This window comes from Rhizobium sp. 01T417 (assembly GCF_056398905.1).
In genome coordinates this window covers 1-23,955 of sequence record NZ_JBFTQH010000041.1, presented here as the reverse complement: position 1 = coordinate 23,955, position 23,955 = coordinate 1, and the positions used below count along the sequence as shown (strand labels likewise).

Below are 23,955 nucleotides of genomic sequence, written 5' to 3'. Positions count from 1 at the left end.
TCATCGTTTTTCTCCGAGGTACTGAAAGATCGTTCGTTTCCAACGCGGATCGTGAATCGCCTGAAGGACGGCGACGTCGATTGCCTTTCGATACGGTCTGCCGAGCGGCATGGCGAGCCCGTAGCTTTGGGGCTCGAAATCGACATCCAGGACTTGCACGCTGCTGGAGAAATGCTGCTCCACAGTCCACGCTAAAAGCGGCTTGTCGTAGACGAAGGCATCGATCGATCCTGTTTCGAGCGCCTTCAGCCCGTCGGCAACCTGGGCAAATGTGCGGTGCTTGATGCGCTCGCCGTCCAGGAAGCCGATGGTCGCCGAATTGGCAAGCGTGCCAACGCGCACGCCCGGCAGATCCTCCACGCCATTGACCAGCCCGCGCATCTGCCTCGTCGTCAGTGCGGAAGTGACGCTGGCGGTGAACACGGCGATCGTGATGATCGATACCACCATCCAGATGATCGCAAGCGCCCTCCCCGCAACGGTGATCGGCCCGCGATGCCCGGTGCTTGCCTGCGTCATGGCCTCCGCGGACCACCAGATGCTCGCTCCCAAACCGCGTCCGACCGGTCCGCCGAAGTCGTCGTTGTGGCGCCGCTCGAACAGCCACACCAGTGCGCCGACCAGCAGGGAGATACCGATCAGCGCTCCCGCCGCCTGCAGGAATCCCGCTGAGATCATTGTCCGGGTGATTTCGCGCCACACCGACACGCTGTTGACCGACACAGCGATCCCCAGGCCGGTATCGTAGAAGGGCTGACTGAAATCCACGCGGCGTTCGCGGTCGGCCGTGATGGTGATCGCTGCGACGGAAACATCGTAGTCGCCCCGCGATGTTGCTTCGATGAGTTTTTGAACATCGGGCTCTTCGGCGAGGCGAAACTGCAGCCCTAGCTTCTGCGCGACCTCGCGCCAGAGCTCAATGGAAATGCCGCTCCAATTGCCATCGGCATCCTTCATCGCAAATGGCGGTGCCTGCTTGGTGCCGATAACAAGTTCGCGCTGAGGGAAATCTTGCCTGTCGGTCTGCTGCGGAACCTGCCCATAGACATAGGCGCAGCCGACTGCAGTTCCACTGAAGGCCGAGAAAGCGATAAGCGCGCCCCGGATATGGCGGCCCGCAGTGCGCACCCACCCACGTATGCCAGTCGCAAACGCTGCAACGGAGACTGCCACGATACCCGTTCTCACCAGCCTCCAACTCCGAAAAGAACCGCGCGCCAAGGCTGCCTAGTCCTGGGCAACGGCCTGGGCAGCGGTCCGAAGCGAGCCACGAAAGAACGCAAATTAGAAGTACGTTACGGTAAAATTTGCGCTTCGCCCGCCCTTCATACGCCTACGATTTTCAAAGGCACTGGGTCAGGTACAAAACCTCTGCGTTAGTCTCGCTGCGCAATTTGCACGCAGTGGGAACATTTCGCTCGCTGGGGCGTTAACGTTGAGAGGAGGAGTAACATGACGAATGACTTCAACAGACCAAACCCGAATACCTCGGCGTCCAAGAGCAGGACGCTGTGGATTGTTTTGGCAGCCATTGTCGTTATCGTAGCATTAGCAGCCACTTATTGGCCGAGAACACAAACCGGTTCGACCGCGACGGCACCGAACGCACCGGCTCCGACCACTTCCGAGCCGGCGTCACCGCCACCTGCATCGACTGCACCCGCGACACCGCCAGCAGCTGAGACTCCTGCCGCTCCAGCTCCTGCTGCCCCGGCTACCGAGACTCCGGCCGCCCCGGCGCCAGCCGCTCCGGCTCCAGCGAACCCGCAGTAGTCGCGAGACCGCTTGCTCAGGCGGGTTTAACCTGCAAGGCCGGCCGCTCGACTTAGTTCGCGCCGGCCTTGAGGATGCGATGCGTGCTGACATCCAGCGCATTGCCCGCTTCCCTGCCGTCCTTGGCAAGACCGTTCGCCGTGTTTGCGCAAGCTGACAGGCTGATGAGTGATGCGAGCGCAAGGCCGATAGCGACGACTGACTTTGTCATGAAAGCTCCCAAATTGGTTGTTCAACAACCGTAGAAAGAGACCGATGGTCGCCCTGGCAGTGATCAACGTGGTCGACCGAAAGACAAAACGAGAAAACCCGGCGCAGGTTCCCACGCCGGGTTTTCTCATTGCCTTGGGAGCAAAACTCAATCGACTGAGAACACCAGCGGCTTTGCCTGGCGGATCGCCGAGTGTGCTGTCAGCTTGGCCAGAACCTCATCGCCAATCGGACCATCGACGTAAAGCAGCGCGATAGCATCGCCCCCCTGCTTGTCGCGGCCGAGCTGGAAGTTCGCAATGTTGACGCCAGCGGCGCCTAGCGTCGTACCGATGAAGCCGATCATGCCGGGTACGTCGGTGTTGGCGATGTAGACCATGTGCGAACCGACATCGGCATCAAGGTTGATGCCCTTGATCTGGATGAAGCGCGGCTTGCCGTCAGAGAAGACCGTGCCGGCGATCGAACGTGTCATCGTGTCGGTCTTGACGGTAAGCTTGATGTAGCCGTCGTAGACGCCGGTTTTGTCACGCTTGACCTCGGAGAGCACGATGCCCTTTTCCTTGATCATGATCGGCGCCGAAACCATGTTGACGTCGGCGACCTGGTTGCGAATGAGGCCGGCGAGCAAAGCCGAGGTCAGCGCCTTGGTGTTCATCGTGGCCGTAGCGCCATCGTACAGGATCTCGATTTCCTTGATCGGATCTTCCGACACCTGGCCGACAAAAGCACCGAGAACGTCGGCAAGCCGGATAAACGGCTTTAGGATCGGTGCTTCTTCAGCAGTGATCGACGGCATGTTGATGGCGTTGGAGACCGCACCCTTGACGAGGTAATCCGACATCTGCTCGGCGACCTGAAGGGCGACGTTTTCCTGTGCTTCCGTGGTCGACGCACCCAGGTGCGGCGTGCAGACGACGTTCGGCAGGCCGAACAGCGGGCTCTCCTTGGCGGGCTCGACCTCGAAGACGTCGAAGCCGGCGCCGGCGACGTGGCCGGACTTGATGGCTTCTGCGAGCGCTGCTTCGTCAACCAGGCCACCACGGGCGCAGTTGATGATGCGAACGCCGGGCTTCGTCTTGGCGAGGTTTTCCTTGCCGAGGATACCGCGGGTCTTGTCGGTCATCGGAACGTGCAGCGTGATGAAGTCGGCCTTGGCCAGCAGCTCGTCGAGCTCAACCTTGGTGACGCCCATTTCCTGCGCGCGCTCGGCCGACAGGAAGGGATCGTAGGCCAGAACATGCATGCCGAGGCCGATAGCCTTCTTGCAGACGATGCCGCCGATGTTTCCGGCGCCGATGACGCCGAGCATCTTGCCGGTGATTTCGACACCCATGAACTTCGACTTTTCCCACTTGCCGGCCTGCGTCGAGGCATCGGCCTGGGGCAGTTGGCGGGCAACGGCGAACATCAGCGCAATGGCATGCTCGGCCGTGGTGATCGAGTTGCCGAACGGCGTGTTCATGACGATGATGCCTCGCTTGGAGGCGGCCGGGATATCGACGTTATCGACGCCGATGCCGGCGCGACCGATGACCTTGAGATTGGTCGCAGCGGCGATCAGCTTTTCCGTCGCCTTGGTGGCGGAGCGGATGGCGAGACCATCGTAGTTGCCGATGATTTCGGCGAGCTTGTCCTTGTCCTTGCCGAGCTGCGGCTGGAAATCGACTTCGACGCCACGATCACGGAAGATCTGGACAGCGGTTTCCGACAGTTCGTCGGATACGAGAACGCGAGGTGCCATTGCGGGGCTTCCTTCAAAAAGTTCAGCGATGGATGAAATCAGGGATGCGAGGCTCCGCCCGTTCAGCGGAGCCGGATGCTATCAGCTCAGGCAGCAGCCTGGGAAAGCGTCGCCTTCTGGGTCGCGAACGCCCAGGAGAGCCACGGCATCAGCTTCTGCATGTCGGCAGTCTCGATCGTGGCACCTGCCCAGATGCGCAGGCCCGACGGTGCATCGCGATAGTGGCCGATATCATAGGCGACACCTTCCTTGTCGAGCAGGCTGACGACGCCCTTGGCGAAGTTCGCCTGACCATCGGCGTCGAGCGCCAGAACGTCCTTGTCGACGATCTTCAGGCAGACGGACGTGTTGGATGCCGTCTCCGGCTTCACCGCCAGGTTGGCGATCCAGTCGTTGGCAGTAACGAAGTCCGCAATTACCTTGGCGTTGGCATCGGCGCGGGCCATCAGGGCCTTGAGGCCGCCGACTTCCTTCGACCAGAGCAGTGCATCGATATAGTCCTCGACGCAGAGCATGGACGGCGTGTTGATGGTCTCGCCGCTGAAGATGCCTTCGATCAGCTTGCCGCCCGAAGTCATGCGGAAGATCTTCGGCAGTGGCCAGGCCGGCGCGTAGGTGAGCAGACGCTCGACAGCGCGCGGAGACAGGATGATGACGCCATGTGCGCCCTCGCCGCCCAGAACCTTCTGCCAGGAGAAGGTGACTACATCGAGCTTGGCGAAGTCGAGATTCTGTGCGAAAGCGGCCGAGGTGGCGTCGCAGATCGTCAGACCCTTGCGATCAGCCGGAATGAAATCGGCGTTCGGAACGCGAACACCGGAGGTGGTGCCGTTCCAGGTGAAGACCACGTCGCGGTCGAAATCGATGGTGGAAAGATCCGGCAGCTCGCCGTAGCCAGCTTCGATCTTGCGGACATCTTTCAGCTTCAGCTGCTTGACGACGTCGGCAACCCAACCAGCGCCGAAGCTTTCCCAGGCGACCATGTCGACGCCGCGCTCACCGAGCAACGACCAGAGAGCCATTTCAACGGCGCCAGTGTCGGAAGCGGGAACGATACCGATGCGGTAATCCGCCGGCACTTCCAGAACGTCACGGGTGAGATCAATGGCCTGCTTGAGCTTCGTCTTTCCGATCTTCGCGCGGTGCGAACGGCCAAGAGCCGCATCGGAAAGGGCTTCGAGCGACCAACCGGGGCGCTTCGAGCAAGGGCCAGAAGAAAAATGAGTATTGTTCGGACGTACGTCCGGCTTTGCGGTCTTCGCCATGTGCTATCCTTCCAGATAGATAGCTCCTCGTTGGGGAGGAGTGTCCCGCCGCCGTCGTTATAGGGCGGTGGGATCGAAGTCAAGCAGCCGCTGTCGCTAGGAGAGAGATTTTTAGCGTATGCGCGTCATTGCGCCGCGGACTTACCAGCCGGCGATCCGCAAGCCGACACGGATTTCGTATCGCGTCAGTCCGTCGTCGCGACCGCTTGATCCCGAAGGACCCGTAAACATGCTGCCGCCGGCAATGTCGGAGAAGCGGTAGCCGACATCGATTTTGATGGTATCCGTGACCTCATAGCTGAGGCCGGCCATCAGCGCATAAGTGAAGCGCCAGCTGCTTTCGCCATTGAGTTCTTGCTGGGAGAACGCGGCTCCCGAGCAGGTCGAAGCACCATCCGTGCACGCGGGTTGCGCATGCACGTTCCCCCATTTTACATTGGTCGCCCCGATCCCGGCACCGACATAAGGGGTGAAACCGGCAATCGTCGCGAGGTCGGCATAGCCGTTCGCCATCACGCCATAGGCCCGAAGATCGCCGCGCGCACCGAAGGCGCAGCCGGTTCCGACGGCTGCGGATGCAGCACAAGGCAAATCGGTGCGGGCTGTGCCGGTGAACTTGCTTTTGAAAAAGTCGCCCGTGAAGTCGGCGCGCCAGATGTCGGTGAATTGATAGCCGATACCGGCACCGCCTGAGATCGGCCTGGAAAAACGTGCCGGATCGAATTCGCCGCCAGCAGTGGCGCCCCCGGCGTCAGTAAAGCGGTAGGCCGGCGCTTCGTTTCCTGTCCACGGCGCATAGCCAAGATCACCACGAAGATACCAGCCCCTTGCCGATGCATCGCCGGCAATGGTGACCTCGGGTGCCTGCGTAATCGGGGGTTCCTCCGCCCTCGCCGGACCGCCGAACAGAGCGAAGCTTGCCGCCGTGGCGCGGATGATGGTGGACGATTTCATTGCAATTCCCGACCGGGCAGAGAAATGCCCGCATGACTGACCATCCGGGCATTATTCCAACCAGATGCTAACGCGCGGTTAACTATGTTTGTTAACTTCGATCGGGGACGGGGAGAAACGAAAAAGCCGGCCCTGACGGCGGCCTTGAAGTCGAAGCGCTCGCAACAATGGGGTGTCGGCTATTGCAGCGAATAGCGCAGGCCGAGTTTGAAATCGTGCGAGGTAATGTTGTCGAAGTGCATCGGGCCGGTGTTCACCGTGTTGTCGTAGGAACGGAGCGGGCCGGTTTTTGCGTCGCCAAGATCGACGTAGCTATAGCCAAAATCGACGGTGAGGCGATCTGTCACTTGATAGCCGATGCCGGCATGGAGCGCCCAAGCAAAGTTCCAAGTGGATTCACTGTCACCATAAGCAACGCCTTGGGTCGGGACGTTGACATCCCTGAACCGAGAGATCGTGTTGCGTGAGGCACCGATGCCGGCGCCGACATAAGGCGTAATGCCTTCCCATGTGCCGATGTCGACATAGGCATTCGCCATCAACAGCCATTCCGATTTGGCAGCATCGTAGTCATTCGTACCATCCCAGACGGGTCCCGTCGCATCGGTATGACCGTAACGATCGAGCGCGGAAAAATCGGTCTTTCCGCGATACTGAACGATCGCATCGCCGCGGAGCCACTGGTTAAATTGATAACCGACGCCCACCCCACCGAGCATGCCACTGTCAAATGAGCCCTCATCCGGAAATTCGTGGAGTTCCACGTCGTCAAACAATTCGTGCTGCATACTGCCAAGACGCTGGTTAGTCATGCCCAAGTCCCCGCGCAGGTACCATCCGCCGAAGGCGGGAGGGGGCGGAGGAGCCGGATCGACATAAAGATCGGCAGCGAGAACCGGGCCACCTGCCGTCAACGCCGCAGCCAGGGCAATCAAAAATCTCTTCATAGTATGCTCCAGAAACAATCGATGCCCGGGCGTGCGTCATTCGACCACGCCCGGCTTTTATTCATCCCGGAGTCTTACAAATTAGAGTTAATGTCAGATTAAATTCAGAAAATCTTTAGCATGATCTTGCGCACATGGCCGGACGCCGAAACAATGCCCGCCATGTTCACAAATACGGACGTCACGCGGCGTCGCGCGCACCACCGATTATACCAACCAGATCATTGACGATGCGTTCGATCTGGCCGCGGTCATCGCCTTCAGCCATGACCCGGATCAGCGGTTCGGTGCCGGACGGGCGGATAACAAGGCGGCCGCTATGACCGAGCTCGGCTTCTGCATCGGCGATTGCCTTCCGCACACGGGCGTCTTCAAGCGGCTTGCCGCCGGAAATGCGCACATTGCGAAGCAGCTGCGGCACTGGCTCGAAGCGGCGGCAAACTTCGCTCACCGTCTTGCCGGTCCGCTTGACCGCAGCAAGGATCTGCAATGCGGCCACCAGACCGTCGCCCGTCGTACCGTAGTCCGACAGCACGATGTGACCGGACTGCTCGCCACCGACGTTGTAGCTGTGCTGGCGCATGTGCTCGACGACATAGCGGTCACCGACCATCGTGCGTACGAGGCCGAGGCCCTTATCCTCGAGGAAGCGCTCCAGCCCGAGATTCGACATCACCGTCGCAACGATACCGCCGCCGCGAAGCTGCTGGCTTTCGGCAAAGCTCTCGGCAATGACAGCCATCAGCTGGTCGCCGTCGACAACAGCGCCGTTCTCATCGATGATGATCACGCGATCGGCGTCGCCGTCGAGCGCAATGCCGATATCGGCACGGACTTCATCGACCTTCTTCTGCAGAGCAACCGGGCTGGTCGAGCCGCAATTGAGATTGATGTTCGTGCCGTTCGGCTCGTTGCCGATGGTCACGACGTCGGCGCCGAGTTCCCAGAGAACAGCGGGCGCCACCTTGTAGGCGGCTCCGTTTGCGCAGTCGATCGCGATCCTTAAGCCTTGTAGCGTGACGTCACGCGGCAGCGTGCGCTTGGCATGCTCGATATAGCGGTCGTGCACGCCGTCAACACGCTTGGCGCGGCCGATGTCGTCGGCTTTGGCAAGCTGCGTCGAGAGATCCTTTTCAAGCAGATCCTCGATCTGCGATTCCAGATCGTCCGACAGCTTATAGCCATCTGGCCCGAATAGCTTGATGCCGTTGTCCTGGTAGGGATTGTGGGACGCCGAGATCATGACGCCGATGTCGGCGCGCAAGGACCGCGTCAGCATCGCCACGGCTGGCGTCGGGATAGGACCGAGAACAAAGGCATCGACGCCCGCAGCAGTGAAGCCTGCGACCATCGCGTTTTCGAGCATATAACCAGAAAGGCGGGTGTCCTTGCCTATGACAACGCGATGACGGTGGTTGCCTCGGCGAAAGATCGTTCCGACTGCAATCCCGACCCGCATCGCAAGGTCGGGTGTCATTGGGAACACATTGGATTGACCGCGAATACCGTCTGTACCGAAATAGCGTCTTTTCATATGCACCCCTGTGCCTTAGCGCGCCTTCAGGCTGCGCATTATTACTTGCAAAAATCACGTCGCCACGGGCGAATGTCGTTACAAGAGCTTCGAGTGAAGCCTCCCTATGTCACCGGCATGACATAAATCGCTGTCACCATCACGTAAATTCGCGAGAAAACCCATTACATCGCGTTACCGACGCGAAAGGCCGGAGTCCAGACTGGACCCCGGCCTTTCAGGCATTCTCAAGATAAATCAATGCGGCTGCGGCTCTAGGCCGGCTTCAGGCTCGTCACCCTTAGCCACCGGTCGGCTACCGGTCTTCGGAACGGCCGAGCCGCGGCTGGGCGGCGCGTCGTCGCCGAGATCGCGCGAAGGCTTTTCGCCGCGAATCAGCGCCTTGATTTCCTCGCCCGTCAACGTCTCGTATTCGAGCAATCCTTCGGCCAGCGCGACGAACTCGTCATGCTTGTCGGTGAGGATATCGCGGGCTTGGGTATAGGCCTCGTCGATCAGGCGGCGAACTTCGTTGTCGATCTTCTGGGCGGTGGCCTCGGAGACGTTCTTCGACTGCGAAACAGAGTGGCCGAGGAAGACCTCCTGCTGGTTCTCGCCGTAGGCCACCTGGCCGAGCTCGTCGGAGAAGCCCCATTGGGTGACCATCGCACGAGCAAGCTTGGTGGCTTGCTCGATGTCTGAGGATGCACCCGATGTGATGTTCTCCTTGCCGAAAGTCAGCTCCTCAGCAACGCGGCCGCCCATCATGATGCAGAGGCGCGAGACCATCCACTTGTAGCTCATCGAGTAGCGGTCGCCCTCGGGGAGCTGCATGACCATGCCAAGCGCACGGCCCCGGGGGATGATGGTTGCCTTGTGCAGCGGATCGGCGACCGCCACATTGAGTGCGGTGATCGCATGACCGGCTTCGTGATAGGCCGTGAGCTTCTTTTCAGCCTCGGTCATCGCCGAAGAGCGGCGCTCGGCGCCCATCATGATCTTGTCCTTGGCGTCCTCGAATTCCTGCATGGTCACGACGCGCTTGTTGCGGCGCGCAGCCATCAAGGCAGCTTCGTTAACGAGGTTCATCAGATCCGCGCCGGAGAAGCCGGGCGTACCGCGAGCCAGAACCTTGAGATCGACGTTCGGTGCCAGCGGAACGTTGCGGGCATGAACCTTCAGGATACGCTCGCGACCGACGATGTCGGGGTTCGGCACGACCACTTGGCGGTCGAAGCGGCCCGGACGCAGAAGTGCGGGATCGAGAACATCAGGGCGGTTCGTCGCCGCGATCAGGATGATGCCCTCGTTTGCTTCGAAGCCATCCATCTCGACCAGCAACTGGTTCAGCGTCTGCTCACGTTCATCGTTACCGCCGCCGAGACCGGCGCCGCGATGGCGACCGACAGCGTCGATTTCGTCGATGAAGATGATGCAGGGCGCATTCTTCTTGGCCTGTTCGAACATGTCGCGGACACGGCTTGCGCCGACGCCGACGAACATTTCGACGAAGTCGGAGCCCGAGATCGTGAAGAACGGCACATTGGCCTCGCCTGCAACAGAGCGGGCGAGCAGCGTCTTGCCGGTGCCCGGAGGGCCAACCAACAGAACGCCACGCGGAATTTTGCCGCCGAGGCGCTGGAATTTCTGCGGATCACGCAGGAATTCGACAATTTCCTCAAGGTCTTGCTTGGCCTCGTCGACGCCTGCGACGTCATCGAAGGTCACCCGGCCATGCGCTTCGGTCAGAAGCTTGGCCTTGGATTTGCCGAAGCCCATCGCACCGCGTGAGCCTCCCTGCATCTGCCGCATGAAGAAGAGCCAGACGCCCAGTATCAACAGCATCGGCAACAGCGTACCGATATAGCTCAGGAAGCCCGAAGAGCCATCGGTTTCCGGGCGCGCCGAAACGAGGACGTTCTTCTGCTGGAGGCGATCGAGCAGGCTGCCGTCAACAACAGGCGTATAGGTCTGGAAGGTGGTGCCGTTTTCAACATAGGTGCCGGTGACGCGGTTGCCCGTGACGACGACTTCCTTGACGCGGCCCGCATCCACTTCCCGCAGGAACTGCGAGTAAGGGATCTCGCGGGAGCTGGTCTGCGCCGGCGACGTCTGGAACATGCTGAACAGGGCAATCAGCAGAAGCGCAATGATTGCCCACAAGGCGAAATTACGTAAGTTAGGGTTCATCGAACTCCCCAGCACTGGAACAGCCACCTCATGGCGACCGTCTTATTTGGTCTCTAACATAGGATTGCCTTGGGTGAATGCCAAGGAAAACTGGACTGTTAGATAGATTTTCCGTCAATAAGACCTAAAGGCGGTTTTGGATAGGGGCGCGTTCCAAAGGCAGCCGCAAGCCTGTCGGCAAAGATGAAGTCAAATCGTGTCAAAAAACGGTCGAACGGCGAGAAATAGGGACTGATCCTGACTTTCTCGACAACACGAGAGGGAACTTCGGACCCAGCAGCGTCGACGACGCATGGCGCCGCTGACCGGGCCCGCCTGAGCACGCCCCTCGGTAGCCGGTCGCTCTGCATCTCAGCTCCGCCGGCAACGACGCCGATATCCGTCGGGGCTGCATTTTCAACGAGGAACCGCCTGTCCCAGACGCCGCGCGCGCCCGGCGCAAGCGTCAACGGCGGGATCCCACGGTTTTCACGAACGAGAAAAAGCCCGTCGCGCCGAAGGTCAAACACTACCCTGCCCGCGGTCATCCGATTTGGCTGATCGCTTTTGATAAGCGCCAGAACATCGTCCGTCTGCTTGCGTCCGAGCGGGAACGCCTGCCCGCCGAAAACCGCAGCAAGGCGCGCAATGGCATAATCAAGAATGCCCCTCTCCGCGGTGAGTCCGGCCGGGAGTACCTGACCGACCAAGGGAGAATGCAGAACGAAATGCTGATCCAGCCATCTAGCCGCCGAAGCGGCGACGCTCGTGCGCAAGTCACCGGCCTCGCCCGCATCCGGGACGGCATCCGCCTCTTCGGCGAGGCGGGATCGCATCCGCACACGTTCATAGTTCGGGTCATCATTGCTTGGGTCGTCGATCCAGCCGACATGTCTTGTGCGAAGATATTCGCGGATCGCCTCTCGCCGACAGCTAAGCAGCGGTCGGGCAACCCAAATACGGCGATCAAAGAGCACGAGATCGGCGATGCCGGTGCTTGGCTGTTCTGAGCGCTCCCACCGCATGGCGAGCGTCTCGCGCTGATCGTCTGCCGTATGCGCGGTTACAACGATGTCGGCGTTGAAGTTCTCGGCGGCTTCGGCAAGCAGCGCGTAGCGGGCGTCGCGCGCAGCCGCCATGAGGCCGGCCTTGGGCTTTTCGCCCTGCCAGACTTTAACGACGTGCGGGATATCGAGCGACCCGCAGAGGGCAGCAACCTGGCGCGCCTCTTCGGCCGATTCTGTCCGCAGTGCATGATCCACTGTAACAGCGCAAAGAGAGATTTTCGAGTTGGGTACAGCCTTGCTCGCTTCGACAAGAGCCAAAAGCAGGCCTGTTGAATCGCTTCCGCCCGAAGTCGCAACAAGGATGCGCGAGGGCCCGATCAGCGAGTCAAGGAAACGGCGCGCTGCCGTCTCAGGTAGAAGGGGGCCATCCGGGCGCAAAACCGGAAGGCCCTAGCAGGCGAGACGCTTTTGCTCGCTGGCAACCTTGGTTATCACGGCACGCGAAGCCTTGGGGTAACGCTTCGAGACTTCCCGCAGCGTGGCGCATGCGGTTTCCGTATTGTCGAGCGCCGCAAGCGACATGCCCAGCTTGAGAAGCATTTCCGGCGCCTTTTCGGAGCTGCCATACTTCTTGTGAGCATCGAGGAACGTCTTGGCGGCCTCATTGTACTTGCCCTGCGAGTAGAGCGCTTCGCCAAGCCAGAAATTGGCATCCGCCGCGCGTGCGCTGCTCGGGTATTGAGCGATGTACTGGGTGAACTCCTGCTCGGCCGTCGAATAGTCCCCGGAAAGCACGTGGCCGTAGGCGGCCTTGTACTGGTCGGCTTCGCTGCCGAGCGAGGCCGTCTGCGACGAACGGCCGGAATCGACGCCAGGAACCGGGCCGGATCCGACCGTGGCATTGTCGTTGACCGAGCCTCCGACCGGATTGCCGCTCTGGTCGAACTGCATCGAACCGAGCTGCTTCGGCGGCTGGCCGAGACCATCATTTGCCGGAACGTCGGTCGAGGGAGCCGTTTCGGCTCCCTGCGGTGCTTGGATTACGCGGGCGACATCGTCACCACCGCTCCGGCCCTGCGCCGGAGGAGGCACATCGGCTTCGCTCTTTTTCATCGTCTTGGAGCTGCTGCCGGCACTACTGCCGCCGCCCTTTTCCAGCTCCTGGAAGCGGAATTCGTTGTCTTCCTGCGCCTTGCGGATCGTTTCCTGCATCTGCAGGAGCTGGAAGCTCATCTCTTCGATGCGGCCGTTCAGCTGGCGCAGCTGTTCTTCCAGCTGCTGGATGCGAACCTCAGGGCCGCCCGCCTGCACGTTTACAACCGGTGCCTGCGGTTGCCGATTGGCAGCCTTGCCGCCGATCTGCCACCCGAAAAGCGACGTCGCATTCGCCGATTGGCCCGCCCCGGCCACGGCCGCGAGGCACAGCATGCCCGCAACGACAAATTTCTTCATATGGTTTGTCCTGTCCCTGTGATTCTTCGCACCCATTGGCACGAACAGGAGATTTTTCCAATTGCTTTCAAAAAGCAACGGAAACTGGCCAAAGTGTGTTCAAAAAGAAAAGGCGGCCCGCGTTGGAGCCGCCTTTCGAAATTGTAATATTTCCCAGCAATTACATGCCGGCGCCACCGAGAACTGTAACGGCCCGGCGGTTCTGCGACCAGCAGGAAATATCGTCGCAGACGGCAACCGGGCGTTCCTTGCCGTAGGAGATCGTCTTCATGCGCTGTGCCGGAACGCCGCGCGAAGCAAGGTAATCCTTGGTGGCCGCTGCACGGCGAGCGCCGAGAGCAAGGTTGTATTCGCGCGTGCCGCGTTCGTCGGCGTGGCCTTCGATGGTGATCGCGTACTTCGGATAGCGGGCAAGCCACTGAGCCTGGCGGTCGAGGGTCTGGGAAGCGTCCGCGCGGATCGAGGTGGAGTCGGTGTCGAAGAAGATACGATCGCCGACGTTGACGGTGAAGTCCTGTGCAGAACCGGGCGTTGCGGCGCCGGCACCGAGGCCCAGGTCACCAGCGCTGTTCGCCATGTTCTTCTTGTTGGCGCAACCGGCCAAGGCAAGACCGGCGACAAGCGCGATCATGACGGGGTTACGGGCGAAATTCTGCATGCGGCTCATTGCCGGGGTGTGAATTCGGCTCATGGCCGGTCTCCTTGCGACTTGATTAAGGTTGCCGGACTGTAACCTCGTTGGGTTAATCGGCATTCAAGAATTATGGTTAACAGATGGTTGATTTGTCCCTCAGTCGCCCCAATCAGGGATTTTTGCGGCGACAAAAAGGCACATCCACAGGCTTTCCTACTCGAGAAGCGGCGACCAGGCCGGGTCCGAAGCGAAGTTCGGCGTCTTGATGAGCTGCTCGTTGTAGCCCGTCAGATCGATCGAGTAGAGCTGCGGACCGCCGGCACCAGCTGCCTGGCGGAAGAACATGATAACGCGGCCGTTCGGCGCCCAGGTCGGGCCCTCGTTGTGGAAGCCCGTCGTCAGGATGCGTTCACCCGAACCATCCGGCTTCATGACGCCGATCGAGAACTTGCCGCCCGACTGCTTGGTGAAGGCGATCAGATCGCCGCGCGGAGACCAGACCGGCGTCGAGTAGTTGCCGTCTCCGAAGGAGATACGGGTTTGGCCGGAGCCATCGGCATTCATCACGTAGATCTGCTGGTGGCCGCCACGGTCGCTTTCGAAGACGATGCGGTTGCCATCAGGCGAATAGGACGGCGAGGTATCGATCGCAGCAGTGGACGTCAGGCGCGTCGTGGTGCGCGAACGCAGGTCCATCGTGTAGATGTTTGCGTTGCCTTCCTGCTGAAGGCTCATGACGACTTTCTGTCCGTCAGGCGAGAAGCGCGGCGAGAAGGTCATGCCCGGAAAGTTGCCGACCACTTCGCGCTGTCCAGTTTCCAGTTGCAGCAGGTAAACCCGCGGCTGCTGGTTGGCGAAGGACATGTAGGTGACTTCCTGGCGGTTCGGCGAGAAGCGCGGCGTCAGCACGAGATCGCTGCCGTTCGTCAGCATGCGCACGTTGTAGCCGTCCTGGTCCATGATGGCGAGCTGGCGCTTGCGCTCCTGCTTCGTGCCGGACTCGGATACGAAGACGACGCGCGTATCGAAGTAGCCCTCTTCGCCGGTGATCTGCTTGTAGATCGCATCGGCGATAATATGGGCAACGCGACGCCAGTTCTCAGGCTGGGTGTAGAACTGCTGGCCCGTCATCTGCGTGCCGGCAAATGTATCCCAAAGGCGGAACTCGGCGCGCAGGCGCCCGTCGCTTTCCTGCGTCACGCGACCGGTAACGAGGGCCTGCGCATTGATGACCTTCCAATCTTCGAAGCGCGGAGCGGCATCCGGGTTGGAGATCTTCTCGATGAAGGCGTTCTTGTTGATCGGCGCAAAGAGGCCGGAGCGCTGAAGGTCGGCGGCAACCACTTGCGACACCTGGGCGCCCATGTCGCCTTGCAGGAAATCGGTGATCGCGATCGGCAGTGGCTCGACATTGCCCTTGTTGATGTTGATTTCGACAAGCGCGTTGGCCGGCGTGGCGACAACCGCAGTGGTTATCATGCCGACGGCGACCATCAAGGCGCGAATGAGGGAACACTTGGTCATGGAGGACAAGCCTTTCAGCATTTTAAAGTGCTAGATCGCTGGGATCGAAGTTGACGATAACTTCGCCCCAGGCGTCATATTTGTCTTTCGGGAGATTGGTGAAGGGCGACGACTTCATCACGGCACGCTTGGCACCGCTTGCCAACGCCATGCGCGTCGCCTCGTTGGTGCCGCCAACCGCTTCGACCTCGGGTGAGCCGATGATGTTACCGTCAGGGTCCAGCTTCATGTGGACCTTGATGCGAACGTCGCTAGCACCTTCCATCCCCGGGATAACCGACCAGTTGCCGGCGATCGCGCTACGCAGCGCATCCATCTCGCTCATCGAGAGCTTGGAGCCACCGGTGGCCTTCTTGGCACCGAGCGAAGCAACCTCGGTCGAACTTTTGGCTCCGCCATTCGACGGGTCCTGCTTGTTCAGCAGCGCCGCGATATCGTCGGCGTTGAAGTCGCTCTGCTTAGAGGAGGCGGACTTCGCTTTCTCCTGCTTCTTGTCGGCCTTCTTCTTGTCCGTCGGCTTTTCGTCCGCCTTCGCCTGATCCTCGGTCTTTTTCTCCGGGGGCTTTTCGGCCGGCTTCTGTTCCGGCGGCTTGGCTTGCGGCTTCACGACCGGAGTCGGAACCTTGTCCGGCAGCGCCTCGGCGTCCGGCTTCGGTGGCTCCGGCTGTTCCTGTGGCGTTTCCTCTGGCTTTGGCGGCGTCGGCGGGGTGATTTCCGGCTTCGGCGGCGTAATGGACGCGACCTGCTTCGGCTCGACGTCCGTCTCCTCCTTCATTATCTCCTTCACCTCGTTGGGGACGGGATCATTCTGAGGAAGAGGCTTTTCGACGGCCTTAGGGGCAGCAGCGCTCTCGTTATTGCTGGGCTTGGCGTTCGGGACCGGCGGCGCCTTGAGGTCGACCTTGTTCTCGCCCATGTTCTCGGCGTTTTCGACATTGGTCGGCTTGGCCGTCGGCTTCGGCGCCGGCTTTTCACTCGGCTTGGCCGTCTTGTCGCCCTGCTGCATCTGCGTCATTTCTTCGACGGGCACGAGGTCGACGGGCATCGCCTCGAAATCCTCGACCTTGAACTGCTCCGGGGAGCCGATCGAGATCAGCGCCCAGGCAAGCAGTGCACAGTGCAGAGCCGCAGATGTGACGATACTGGCCTTCATAGCGTTCGCTATTGGTCCTTCTTCTGCTGCGTCACGAGGCCGATGTTCTTGTAGCCAGCACCCTGGATGCGAGCCATGACGTCGGCGATCACGCCATAGGGCGCGGTCGCGTCGCCGCGAACGAATATGCGTTCATTGTAGCCCGTCGTTGCGATCGCCTCGAGCTTCGCGGCAATCTCTTCGACCGGGATCGGTGTTTCCTGCAGGAACACCTGGCCGTCGTTCTTCACAGAGATCGTGATCGGCTGCGTTTCGGAATTCAGCGCCTTGGCCTGTGTTTCCGGCAAGTCGACGGGCACGCCGACCGTCATCATCGGTGCTGCCACCATGAAGATGATCAAAAGCACCAGCATGACGTCGACGAGCGGCGTCACGTTGATTTCGGAGATGGCACCACCTCTGTGGCCACCGCGACGACGACCACCGCGACCACCGCCGCTACCGCCACCGCTTGGAGCACCCATACCCATATCGTTGCCTCCGTTCCCGTCGATTACTGCGCGGCCTGGCGCGGCTGCAGTTTTTCGTCGATCTGGCGCGAAAGGATGGCGGAGAATTCATCCGCGAAGCCTTCCATACGGCCCGAAAGCTTGCCGGCGTCGGCAGTGAACTTGTTGTAGGCGATAACGGCCGGGATAGCGGCAACAAGGCCAATTGCGGTTGCAAGCAGCGCTTCGGCGATACCGGGAGCAACGACCGCGAGGTTCGTCGACTTCGAGCCGGCGATTGCCTGGAACGAGGTCATGATACCGACGACCGTACCGAAGAGGCCGATGAACGGGCCGGCCGAACCGATCGTTGCCAGCGAGCCGAGACGGGCGGAGAGAAATTCGGATTCACGCGCCAGCGTAACGTCCATGGCGCGGTCGATACGCATCTGCAGACCGATCGGGGAGCGCGCACCGCGCTCAAACGACTTCTTCCATTCGCGCATCGCCGCAACGAAGATCGCGGCAAGGCCGGTGTTGTTGCGCTCCGATAGCGTGCGATAGAGCTCTTCCAGCGACTGGCCCGACCAGAACACCTGCTCGAACTTCTCGAACTGGCGCCGTGCGCGACCATACGCCAGATACTTGTCGATGACGATCGCCCAGGTCCAGACCGAGGCTGCGATGAGCCCGAGCATGACCAGCTTGACGACGAGACCTGCCTGCATAAACAGCGACCAGAGGCTGACGTCGGCCGTTGCTGCTGCCAATCCTACTTGTTCCATTGATCCAAAATCCCCGAATCCAAACGCCCGGCACTTGACCGGGCGGCACAAAGTGATCTCGCAAGAAGTGTCTGGCGGCCGCCGCCCAAAGCCCTGGTCAAGCTTCCAAGCTCTTATCCGCCTTCCTTGCCGTCAAATTTGGTCAAAGGAAGGCGTGCACCGCACAAACTCTGACAATCCGAGTAAGACACTATTATGGTTAACAGTTCGTTAGCGCCGGATCATGACAGCGAAACTATCGGCGAAAGATTTATCCCTTGGATTACTTGGTCAGATCTAGCTCGATGACCACAACAGCGCATATCTTCCAGCGCGCGAATTCCTTCACACAAAACTCATGTTTATGCAAGGCCGGAATCCCGTGTCTTTTCAGCGTTCGCGATCAACCCGGGCGAATCGCTGCACGCAAAGGATGTTGATCGCACTGCGCGCGGCAACGGCTCACGGCCCGCGGAGCGGCTTGCTGCCTTCGAGAAACTTCTCGGCAAGTGTCTCCGGCAGTCTTCGGGGCCTCGCATTGGCGTTAATGACGGCGATAATCACCTTGGCGGCGATCAGCAGCGTTTCGCCGCGCCGGATTTCCTGATTGAGGACCATCTTGGCGCCGCCTGCTCTTTCGGTGTGGGTCAGCACCGTCAGGATGTCATCCATCCGTGCCGGCTGCTTGAAGTCGATCTCCATGCGATGGACGACGAAGACAAGCCCCTCCTCGTCCGCATTGATAAGCTCTCGTTGCTCGACGCCGAGGCACCGGAGGTAATCTGTGCGGCCGCGCTCGAGGAAGTGCAGGTAGCGGGCATGGTAGACGAGGCCGGAAAAATCCGTGTCCTCGTAATAAACCCGCTGCAGGAGCCGGTGACCCGTTTCCGTGAGTTCACCCGAAATCGAAAAACCGTTGTCCGCCATAATTTTCTCCAAAGCCACGCGCCCTCTTTGGCGGAAGACTTTCCGCCTTGCAAGCATTGAACAATTGTCACGCTTCCTAAGTAATTTTTGACAGAGACATTCAAGCAGGAGACACCGCGATGAAGATTGCAGTGATGGGCGGGGACGGATTCATCGGCTGGCCGACATCATTGCATCTTTCGGACGCGGGGCATGAGATCCATATCCTCGACAATCTTTCGCGGCGGTGGATCGACACCGAACTCGGGGTCCAGTCGCTGACCCCGATGGACTCGATCCAGGAGCGCACGCGCATCTGGCACGCCGAAACTGGCCGGCGCATTCATTTCAACCTGATCGACCTCGCCAAGGACTACGAGCTCCTGAAGAAGTGGCTCGCCGAGAACCGTCCGGATGCCGTCATTCACTTTGCCGAGCAGCGTGCCGCCCCCTACTCGATGAAGAGCGACCGCCACAAGAACTACACCGTCAACAACAACGTTAACGCCACCCATAACCTCCTGAATGCGCTTGTCGAACTCCAGCTCGACGCACATCTCATCCACCTCGGCACGATGGGCGTCTACGGCTATTCGACGGTCGGGGCGGCGATCCCCGAGGGGTATCTGCCCGTTGGCATCGAGACGGCGAGCGGCGAGACCGTCTGCCAGGAAATCCTCTATCCGTCCAATCCCGGCTCGATCTATCACATGACCAAATGCCTGGATCAGTTGCTTTTCCATTTCTACGCCAAGAACGACCGCCTGCGCATAACCGACCTGCACCAGGGAATCGTTTGGGGAACGCATACCGAGCAGACACGCCGGCACCCTCAACTCGTCAATCGCTTCGACTATGACGGCGACTACGGCACCGTGCTGAACCGCTTCCTCATCCAGGCGGCGATCGGCTATCCCCTGACCGTCCATGGCACCGGTGGCCAAACCCGCGCCTTCATCCATATCCAGGACTCGGTACGCTGCATCGAGCTTGCCTTGAACAACCCGCCTGCCCGCGGAGCCCGTGTCGAAATCTTCAACCAGATGACCGAAACGCATCGCGTGCGCGATCTCGCGGAAATGATCGCAAAGATGAGCGGCGCCGAAATTGCCTGGCTACCGAACCCGCGCAAGGAAGCACCGGAAAACGAACTCATCGTCAAGAACGAGAAATTTCGCCATCTCGGCCTCGATCCGATCACCCTCCAGGCAGGTCTTCTGAGCGAGATCGTCGATGTCGCCAAGAAATTTGCCTATCGCGTTGACCGGTCGCGCGTGCCTGCCGTTTCCGCTTGGACGAAGGACATTGCCGCCACGATTAACCATGATCCGGAAGGCAAGAGGCTGAAGTCCGTTTCATGAGTGAGCCCCGGCACGCCTATGTCACTCTCGTCACCAACGACGATTACGCCAAGGGTGCCAAGGCGCTTGCAACATCCTTGCGCCGAACCGCTACCCCAGCGGTCATCGTCGTCCTCCATACCGCGGGCGTTGACCAAGCCAGCCTCGACCCACTCCTAAAGCTCGACTGCCGCCTGGTGCCGGTCGAGCATCTGCCGCTGTCAGCCGAGTTCAATGAGCGTCATGCTCGATCCAATCTGCACGCCGCGGCTCCCTTCAAGAAAGGACGCAAGCCGGCGTTTCACTCGCCGCTCGACAATTTCTGCAAGCTGCGCCTCTGGCAGCTGACCGAATACACCAGTTGCGTCTTCATCGATGCCGATGCGATCGTGTTGCACAACATCGACAAGCTCTTCCGCTATCCCGAGTTTTCGGCCGCCCCGAACGTCTATGAATCCCTCGAGGACTTCCAGCGGCTGAACTCCGGCGTCTTCGTCGCGCAACCGTCTGAAGACACATTCCAACGCATGCTGGAGCGACTGGATCAGCCGGGAGTGTTCTGGAAGCGGACGGACCAGACCTTCCTGCAGGAATTTTTCCCGGATTGGCACGGCCTGCCGATCTATTTCAACATGCTCCAATATGTCTGGTTTACCATGCCCCAGCTTTGGGATTGGCACAGCATTTCCGTCCTGCACTACCAGTATGAGAAGCCGTGGGAGACGAATCATCCGAAGGTCGATAAACTGCGGCCGCTGATCGACCTTTGGCATGCATTCTATGCCGGCGATGACCTGCCGGATCTATCGACCATGGCGAACCCGGAAGAGGCAGCATGAAGGTATTGGTATCGGGGGGAACAGGTCTCGTCGGGCGCTATATCGTCGAAGAACTGCTCGCCGCCGGCTATACCGTGATCATCGGCGGCCGCCACGCTCCCCTGCCCCGCTTCTTTTCGAGACCGGTCGAGTTCGCCCCGCTCTCGCTCGATCCGGCGCACGATCATATCGAAGCCTTCGAGGACGCCTATTTCTTCGTGCACGCCGCCTTCCACCACCTGCCCGGCAAATACCGCGGCGGCGAGGGCGACGACCCGGAGACGTTCAAGCGCTTCAACCTCGACGGCAGCGTCCGGCTTTTCGAAGCAGCCAAACGCGCCGGCACGCGCCGCTGCGTTTTCATTTCCAGCCGCGCCGCCTACGGCGAGCACGCACCGGGAACCACACTGAAAGAGGGCATGCCCGACAAGCCCGAGACCCTCTACGGCCAGGTCAAGCTTGATGCCGAGCGCAGTCTCGCACACCTCGCGGCGCCCGTCTTCACAACGGCCAGCCTCCGATTGACCGGCGTCTATGGCGACCTCCGACCGAACAAATGGGACAGACTGATCGAAGATTACCTAGCCGGCCGCCACCTGCCATCACGCGCCGGAACCGAGGTCCACGGAAGAGACGTCGGCAAGGCCGTACGGCTCATGCTGGAAGCGGACGCCGCGCGTATCTCCGGCGAGACCTTCAACGTCTCCGATGTCACGCTGGATACCTGGGACATCCTGGAACACATTCGCTGGGAGCGCGATTGCGTGAACAGGCTCCCGCTTCCCGCCGACAAGGCGCAGCTTACGCCGATGGACACGGCGAAGATCCGTGCTCTCGGTTGGTCGCCGGGCGGCATGCCGCTGTTCAATGAAACGATCCATGCGCTCGCTACGCTTGCATAGGTGGCACAGGCCCACTCAAGCCTGAAGTTGCAGACTGCACCGGATAGTGCAATCCGGAGGATAGTATGCAAGTCGGTTCCGCATCAGCGCTCAACATCCTGCGCAACACCTATTCCGCCGACAATCTCAATATATCGGCCGACAGCACCAGCGCGCGCCTGAAGATATTGCAGAATGCGGCAAAGGCACAGGAAAGCCTGCGCGAGAGCATGGCCACCTCGGCCGAAGCGGCGAAGGCCAGAGCGGCGCGCAAGCTTGAGGAAGCCAAGCAGCAACTCGAAATGCTGAAGAGCGGCGGCTACCCGCCGGAGGTCGTCGCCCGGCTTGCTGCCGAACTCGCTCACAAGATCAGCGCCGCTGCTGCGGAATTTGCCTCGGCTGTTGCGGCCAGCGCCACAAACATTGCTTCCACAGCCGATGCCTCTGTCGCAACTGAAGATACCGGAGCAGCCTCGGCAGACGCCACAGCTCACGCATCCGCCGCAGATGCAACGACGTCTTCGGATAGCACCGACACGAGCGCAACCGAGGCAGACGAACCCGACGGCGCAACGGCTGCGCGCAACGCCTACAAGAGCATCGTCGAAGACGGACAGCAGGCGTCCGTAGGCATCTCCGCCGAGGATCGCAAGACGATGGAAGAGTTCAAGGCCGTCCTGCAGGAGGTCCGGCAGTTGATGGACAAGGCCATGCGCGAACTGCGCGCAAGGACTGGTCAGCAGGCACCAGGCGCGAACGCCTATGCGTTTGAGGCACAGGCCGACGCCTCAACCGTACCGGCCAGCATCACGATTTGACCTGGTTGGCTCCGGTGGGTGGTCAAAGGTCGCATTGTCCCGTTGAAATGATCAGCAAGACCTTTATCGTCTGCTGAAAACAGCGCGATGGACCGTATGACCCCGAAAGAACTGAAAGCCGAAATGCGTGCCGGCCGGCTCGCTCTGCGCGACGCCATCCCGGAAGCCACCCGCATCGAGATGAGCCTGGCCATGGCCGAGCATGCCGGCGAGGCCGTCGCGTTCGATCCCGGCACCGTTGTTTCCGGCTTCCTGCCAATCCGCTCGGAGGCCGACATCCGGCCGCTTCTGGCGCGGTTCCAGGCGCGCGGAGCACGGCTTTGCGTGCCCGCCATCCTCGACAAGCAGACAATCGTGTTTCGCGAACTCGTGCGCGGTGTCCCTTTGGTCAGCACAGGCTTCGGCACCTCGGGACCGCCGGCGGACGCCGCCGTGCTCGATCCCGAAATCATGCTGGTTCCCCTCTCCGCCTTCGACAATCGCGGCCACCGCATCGGTTACGGTGCCGGCTATTATGACCGCGCCATCGAACGTTTGCGGCAAAAAGGCCTGCATCCCAAGCTGATCGGCATTGCATTCGACTGCCAGGAAGTGGCACATGTGCCCGACGAGCCGCACGATGTCAGCCTGGACGCCCTTCTGACGGAAAGCGGGCTGCGCTTTTTTGCCTCTTGGATTGGATAGCAATGCGACTGCTTTTTCTGGGTGACATGGTGGGTAAGACCGGACGCACCGCCGTCTGGAACCGCCTCCCCGGCCTCATTTCTGACCTGAAGCTCGATTTCGTCGTCGTCAACGGCGAGAACGCCGCCGGCGGTTTTGGCATCACCGAGGATATCTTCCTCGAGACGATAAACGCCGGCGCCGATGTCGTCACGACGGGCAACCACGTCTGGGATCAGAAGGAAGCGGTCGCATTTGCCGGGCGTCACGACCAGTTCCTGCGACCGGCCAACTATCCGCAGGGCACGCCAGGCCGCGGCTCGGGGCTGTTCTACGCCCGCAACGGTGCACGCGTGCTGGTCGCAAATGTCATGGGTCGCGTCTTCATGCATCCCGAACTCGACGATCCCTTCAAGTCTGCAGAAGCGATCCTCGATGCCTGCCCGCTCAAGGAACAGGCCGATGCGATCATCTTCGACTTCCATGCCGAAGCGACAAGCGAGAAGCAGTGCTTCGGTCATTTCGTCGACGGCCGCGCCAGCTTCGTCGTCGGCACCCACACACATGTGCCGACCGCCGACCACCAGATCCTGAACGGTGGTACCGCCTACATGTCGGATGCCGGCATGTGCGGCGACTACGACTCCTCGCTCGGCATGGATAAGGAGGAGCCGCTGAACCGGTTCATCTCCAAGATGCCGAAGGGCCGCATGGAAGCAGCGACCGGCCCTGCCACCATCTGCGGTGTCGGCGTCGAGATCTCCGATGCGACCGGCCTGGCTGAAAAGATCGCTCCGCTGCGTCTCGGTCCCCGGCTTGCCGAGACTATTCCGGAGTTCTGGCGCTAGGTGTGTGGTCCCGGAATGAGATGGTGCGGATTGATTTTGAAGATTGACGGGTCCCTTGTCCAGGCGTTGCAGATTGCTTGATAGGGCGTTCGCCATCGGAGCGCCTTGAGGTGTTTGGCGAAGTTGTAAGCAGTGACGAAGGCC

General features: G+C 60.6%; 22 protein-coding genes and 1 pseudogene. 6 read left to right on the top strand and 17 right to left on the bottom strand.

Annotation, left to right across the window (positions count from 1 at the left end; genetic code table 11):
- From AC1DPR_RS26770 to ybgC, 16 genes are all read right to left on the bottom strand, one after another.
- The gene (locus tag AC1DPR_RS26770) at positions 1–1,188 is read right to left on the bottom strand and encodes a transporter substrate-binding domain-containing protein (protein WP_245268003.1); all 1,188 of its coding nucleotides are present in this window, start codon (positions 1,186–1,188) and stop codon (positions 1–3) included.
- Between the two features lie 637 nt (positions 1,189–1,825).
- Positions 1,826–1,984, bottom strand: a complete 159-nt coding sequence (locus AC1DPR_RS26765; RefSeq protein WP_018859220.1) for a hypothetical protein — start codon at positions 1,982–1,984, stop codon at positions 1,826–1,828.
- 147 nt (positions 1,985–2,131) lie between these two features.
- Positions 2,132–3,727, bottom strand: coding sequence for a phosphoglycerate dehydrogenase (serA, locus tag AC1DPR_RS26760; RefSeq protein WP_018859219.1), 1,596 nt, complete (start codon positions 3,725–3,727; stop codon positions 2,132–2,134).
- Between the two features lie 86 nt (positions 3,728–3,813).
- Complete coding sequence (locus AC1DPR_RS26755) at positions 3,814–4,992, bottom strand: phosphoserine transaminase (protein ID WP_477817537.1); 1,179 nt, start codon at positions 4,990–4,992, stop codon at positions 3,814–3,816.
- 141 nt (positions 4,993–5,133) lie between these two features.
- Positions 5,134–5,946: an outer membrane protein gene (locus tag AC1DPR_RS26750; protein ID WP_477817536.1), complete on the bottom strand. Its 813-nt coding sequence runs from the start codon at positions 5,944–5,946 to the stop codon at positions 5,134–5,136.
- Positions 5,947–6,125: 179 nt separating this feature from the next.
- Positions 6,126–6,893 carry an outer membrane protein gene (locus AC1DPR_RS26745; protein ID WP_477817540.1) on the bottom strand — a complete coding sequence of 256 codons (768 nt, stop codon included), beginning with the start codon at positions 6,891–6,893 and terminating at the stop codon, positions 6,126–6,128.
- Between the two features lie 181 nt (positions 6,894–7,074).
- Positions 7,075–8,427: a phosphoglucosamine mutase gene (gene glmM / locus AC1DPR_RS26740; protein WP_018859215.1), complete on the bottom strand. Its 1,353-nt coding sequence runs from the start codon at positions 8,425–8,427 to the stop codon at positions 7,075–7,077.
- Positions 8,428–8,664: 237 nt separating this feature from the next.
- The gene (ftsH, locus tag AC1DPR_RS26735) at positions 8,665–10,596 is read right to left on the bottom strand and encodes an ATP-dependent zinc metalloprotease FtsH (protein ID WP_025660918.1); all 1,932 of its coding nucleotides are present in this window, start codon (positions 10,594–10,596) and stop codon (positions 8,665–8,667) included.
- A 98-nt stretch (positions 10,597–10,694) separates the two neighbouring features.
- Entirely contained in the window at positions 10,695–12,020 is a 1,326-nt protein-coding gene (gene tilS, locus AC1DPR_RS26730) for a tRNA lysidine(34) synthetase TilS (protein WP_477817535.1), read from the bottom strand.
- 12 nt (positions 12,021–12,032) lie between these two features.
- A complete protein-coding gene (ybgF, locus tag AC1DPR_RS26725) occupies positions 12,033–13,034 on the bottom strand; it encodes a tol-pal system protein YbgF (protein WP_112661270.1) in 1,002 nt (333 codons plus the stop codon).
- Positions 13,035–13,194: 160 nt separating this feature from the next.
- Positions 13,195–13,725, bottom strand: coding sequence for a peptidoglycan-associated lipoprotein Pal (gene pal / locus AC1DPR_RS26720; RefSeq protein WP_007802639.1), 531 nt, complete (start codon positions 13,723–13,725; stop codon positions 13,195–13,197).
- A 156-nt stretch (positions 13,726–13,881) separates the two neighbouring features.
- Positions 13,882–15,192: a Tol-Pal system beta propeller repeat protein TolB gene (tolB, locus tag AC1DPR_RS26715; RefSeq protein ID WP_018859210.1), complete on the bottom strand. Its 1,311-nt coding sequence runs from the start codon at positions 15,190–15,192 to the stop codon at positions 13,882–13,884.
- A 22-nt stretch (positions 15,193–15,214) separates the two neighbouring features.
- Entirely contained in the window at positions 15,215–16,345 is a 1,131-nt protein-coding gene (locus tag AC1DPR_RS26710; RefSeq protein WP_018859209.1) for a cell envelope integrity protein TolA, read from the bottom strand.
- 8 nt (positions 16,346–16,353) lie between these two features.
- Complete coding sequence (tolR, locus tag AC1DPR_RS26705; RefSeq protein WP_025660914.1) at positions 16,354–16,809, bottom strand: protein TolR; 456 nt, start codon at positions 16,807–16,809, stop codon at positions 16,354–16,356.
- 29 nt (positions 16,810–16,838) lie between these two features.
- Positions 16,839–17,558: a protein TolQ gene (tolQ, locus tag AC1DPR_RS26700; protein ID WP_016557208.1), complete on the bottom strand. Its 720-nt coding sequence runs from the start codon at positions 17,556–17,558 to the stop codon at positions 16,839–16,841.
- A gap of 441 nt (positions 17,559–17,999) precedes the next feature.
- A complete protein-coding gene (gene ybgC, locus AC1DPR_RS26695; RefSeq protein WP_112646151.1) occupies positions 18,000–18,464 on the bottom strand; it encodes a tol-pal system-associated acyl-CoA thioesterase in 465 nt (154 codons plus the stop codon).
- Positions 18,465–18,583: 119 nt separating this feature from the next.
- Between ybgC and AC1DPR_RS26690 the strand changes: the two genes are divergently transcribed.
- The 6 genes from AC1DPR_RS26690 (at position 18,584) to AC1DPR_RS26665 (ending at position 23,811) form a co-directional block, all read left to right on the top strand.
- Positions 18,584–19,804, top strand: coding sequence for an NAD-dependent epimerase/dehydratase family protein (locus AC1DPR_RS26690; RefSeq protein ID WP_192241692.1), 1,221 nt, complete (start codon positions 18,584–18,586; stop codon positions 19,802–19,804).
- Positions 19,801–20,622, top strand: coding sequence for a glycosyltransferase (locus AC1DPR_RS26685; protein WP_018859205.1), 822 nt, complete (start codon positions 19,801–19,803; stop codon positions 20,620–20,622). The genes AC1DPR_RS26690 and AC1DPR_RS26685 overlap by 4 nt, the downstream gene beginning before the upstream one ends.
- Entirely contained in the window at positions 20,619–21,503 is an 885-nt protein-coding gene (locus AC1DPR_RS26680) for an NAD-dependent epimerase/dehydratase family protein (protein ID WP_018859204.1), read from the top strand. Before AC1DPR_RS26685 ends, AC1DPR_RS26680 begins: the two co-directional genes overlap by 4 nt.
- Before the next feature lie 65 nt (positions 21,504–21,568).
- Positions 21,569–22,300 (top strand): hypothetical protein, encoded by a 732-nt coding sequence (locus AC1DPR_RS26675; RefSeq protein ID WP_018859203.1) that lies wholly within the window; start codon positions 21,569–21,571, stop codon positions 22,298–22,300.
- Between the two features lie 96 nt (positions 22,301–22,396).
- Positions 22,397–22,984 (top strand): 5-formyltetrahydrofolate cyclo-ligase, encoded by a 588-nt coding sequence (locus tag AC1DPR_RS26670; protein WP_477817534.1) that lies wholly within the window; start codon positions 22,397–22,399, stop codon positions 22,982–22,984.
- Between the two features lie 2 nt (positions 22,985–22,986).
- A complete protein-coding gene (locus AC1DPR_RS26665; RefSeq protein ID WP_016557201.1) occupies positions 22,987–23,811 on the top strand; it encodes a TIGR00282 family metallophosphoesterase in 825 nt (274 codons plus the stop codon).
- On the opposite strand, the pseudogene AC1DPR_RS26660 reads toward AC1DPR_RS26665, so the two are convergent.
- A pseudogene (locus AC1DPR_RS26660) lies at positions 23,808–23,955 on the bottom strand (IS481 family transposase); the annotation flags it as partial. The gene AC1DPR_RS26665 and the pseudogene AC1DPR_RS26660 overlap by 4 nt on opposite strands.